This window comes from Vibrio sp. V42_P2S4T144, from assembly GCF_009904715.1.
GTDB classification, from domain to species: domain Bacteria; phylum Pseudomonadota; class Gammaproteobacteria; order Enterobacterales; family Vibrionaceae; genus Vibrio; species Vibrio alginolyticus.
In genome coordinates this window covers 1-2,987 of sequence record NZ_WXWS01000258.1, presented here as the reverse complement: position 1 = coordinate 2,987, position 2,987 = coordinate 1, and the positions used below count along the sequence as shown (strand labels likewise).

At 45.7% G+C, this 2,987-nt stretch carries 3 protein-coding genes; all 3 read right to left on the bottom strand.

Annotated elements, in window-relative coordinates; all coding sequences use genetic code 11:
• The coding region (gene btuD, locus CAG68_RS09035; protein ID WP_161441023.1) for a vitamin B12 ABC transporter ATP-binding protein BtuD at positions 1–693 on the bottom strand (693 nt) is incomplete at its 3' end.
• On the bottom strand, positions 680–1,675 hold the full coding sequence (gene btuC / locus CAG68_RS09030; RefSeq protein WP_005377877.1) for a vitamin B12 ABC transporter permease BtuC: 996 nt from the start codon (positions 1,673–1,675) through the stop codon (positions 680–682). The genes btuD and btuC, both read right to left, overlap by 14 nt.
• Before the next feature lie 82 nt (positions 1,676–1,757).
• A complete protein-coding gene (locus CAG68_RS09025; protein WP_005377878.1) occupies positions 1,758–2,786 on the bottom strand; it encodes a succinylglutamate desuccinylase in 1,029 nt (342 codons plus the stop codon).
• Between the last annotated feature and the right edge of the window lie 201 nt (positions 2,787–2,987).

Sequence of the window (2,987 nt, the reverse complement as noted above, 5' to 3'; positions counted from 1 at the left end):
TTCTTCCGTTAGCACAGTATCGGCATTTCCTGATGAGTGCAGCACACCGTTGTTAAGCAGCAATACTTTATCTGCGTGCTTTAATGTGCGATTGAGATCGTGATTAGCAACTAATACTCCAATCCCCTGCGCCGCCATAGCGTTAATCAATTGATAGAGCAGACCCTCTTGCGCAATATCTAACGGTGCTGCTGGCTCATCCAAAATTAAAAACTGCGAAAAAGGATTAATGGTACGCCACACCTGCAAACATACACCTGCTAATCGGACACGCTGCCACTCACCACCGGATAATGTTTGAATACTGCGATGAAGCTTATCTTGCAGTTGTACCAGCTCCACCACCATATTCACGGCATCACGCACTTTGATATCCGCAATCTCAGCACCACTTGGCAGAGATAAAGCGAGATACTGAAACACATCAACATTAAACGCTGGGCGCGATTGCTGACACAAATAACCTCGAACATGAGCTTGCTCTGACAACGGTAAAGTAAGCAAGTTTTTGTTGCCAACGTACACTTCACCACTCATACCCTCTCGGTGACTTAACGTACCAGAAATCGCAGCCAATAAAGTGCTCTTACCGGAACCATTAGGCCCAACTACATGTACGATTTCGCCAGCTTTGCATTCAAAAGAAAGAGGCAATAATCGACTACCAACCGACATATGTTTAACGTGCATCATGACTCTTCACCAGCATCCAGATGAAAATAGGTGCGCCAATCGATGTTGTCATGACACCTAAAGGTAACTCTGCGGAGTCCAATAACAGTCTTGCGCCGATGTCAGCAAATACAAGCAACGCAGCACCAGATATTGCAGAAAGTGGCAATAAATAACGGTTTTCCGTACCAAAAGCCAAACGCAACAAGTGCGGCACCACCAAACCAACAAAACTGATGATGCCACCCAAAGCGACTGAACTACCCACCAAAACAGAAATGGCGAGGATCAGTTTCCAACGCATTTGATGCACATCGACACCCAATTGGGTCGCATGAATCTCACCCAGCATCAATCTATCAAGCGATTTGCCTTTACAACATAACCAGATGAGCACCGGTAACATCACCAAGGTAACGGTATGTTGATACCAACTCGCACCGCCAATACTGCCCATTAACCAATACATCAGTTGGCGTAAGCTAAGATCATCACTAAAGTAAAAAGCCCACGTCACAATCGCGCTCGATAAAATACCCAATGCGACCCCAACCAAAAGCAATCGAGCCGTCGTCAGGTGCATTGCCCTTGCTATCGCCACCAAAACAAACGTGAAGACCATCGAGCCTGCAATCGCTGCCAACATAAAAACAATCGGGGTAGGAAGAACAGGTGACGCGAACATGATTAAGACCATTGCTAAGCTTGCACCACCAGATATACCGAGCACGCCAGGTTCAGCCAACACGTTCCCAAGCAACACTTGTAACGTCGCGCCAGATACCGCTAACGCAGCACCAATAATTGCCGCAGACACTAACCTCGGTAAACGCAAGTCCACCAATAACTTCTGTTCAAATGCAGATAAGGATTGAAAAGGAGAAAGGAAAATTTCTCCGACCATCAAGTGAATGGCAGAGAGTACAGCGAGCACGATCGACATAACCATCAGGTTACGTTGCCAGCGTCGTTCCTTGTTCAGGATAAGTTGTTGAAAATCCATAGCGGCCGATAAAAACAAACGAGGCTTAACCTTACAGTTAAGCCTCGGTAAATTGCAATTAACTTCTCAAAGCAATGTTGGATTAATCGTAAACCAACTCACCCTCTTCAAAACGGGTTTTCACTTCACAAACCATCAGAGCTGCACGTTGACCTATTGCGACGTGGCGGTTCGGGAAGACAATCGCTTCGTTTTCATTCTTCGCCATTAATGGTTTGTCGCCATCATGACCAAACACTTCGCCGTGAACAAATGAGGTGAAGTTTTCAACATTGTCGTCGAACATAAAGTCAAAGTCTTCGTTCAAACGAACGATTGTGCGACTTACGCGATACTTAATGCATGGTTTTGGTAAGTGTTCTGGCTTCGTTTCCGCAATCAAATTACGTAAAGACAAATCAAACGCGGTCAGTTTATCGAGGTCATTTTCACCGATACGAGCCACACGGCCAAGCTCCATTGTGAGAGCCTGCGCACCAAAGTTCTCGGCACTGTACCAGCTAAACGTGCTCGATGGTGAGTTTGACAGGAGCACTGCTTCAATGTGTGCACTGTCCAAGAAATCGATCAATGCTTTGCTGCGCACAGGATGACGAGTCTTAGGACTTACTGCAAACGTATAGTGCTTCGAGCCTCTAATCGCGCAGTGTAAATCAAGGTGCCAGCGTGTTGTCGGGTCGGTATCCTGATAAAAATCTCGAACAAGCAGCTTAAGCGTATCGGCGATAACAAGCTCTTTTGTCTGTTTGTGTTCTTTTTCGTCAAACAAACGGTTGAGGTTTTCTTCAAGGAATCGCGTGTGCGCCAGAGTGGACTCTGGGTGAGCGATAATGAACAGACAACGGGTATCGACCGTCTGGAACCCAGATTCTATGTCTTGAATAATGGAATCCACCAGCTCCATCGGTGCGGTTTCATCTCCGTGAACCCCACAAGAGATGATGATGTTCTTCGTATCCTGAGTATAATTCGCAGGGATTACTTCTAATACACCACGCTGATAGAGTTTAAGTTTTACACCGTTAGAAAGCACCTGCTCCGCTGGTGCAACATCAATATGAACATCTAACGTGTCAGTTAAAAACGATTGGCGAAAGAGAGACTTCGTCATGCGTTACTCCTTAATAGCACGGCGGATATGTTAATAAATTGTACAAAGGATTTTTGTTGCTGCGATCTCACTTATGAGTAGAAATCACTATTTCCCTCGAAAATCCGATGCCTTTTCGCGCCAGGCACTCAAATCAAGCATTGAGGCGTTTAATTTTCAAACAATTACAAAGTGTTAGGGCTGTGAACTTTACCACAGCCC

Bases quoted from the DNA above. Each gene is read 5' to 3' on its own strand.
- btuC (WP_005377877.1), bottom strand. From the start codon at position 1,675: ATGGATTTTCAACAACTTATCCTGAACAAGGAACGACGCTGGCAACGT.
- CAG68_RS09025 (WP_005377878.1), bottom strand. From the start codon at position 2,786: ATGACGAAGTCTCTCTTTCGCCAATCGTTTTTAACTGACACGTTAGAT.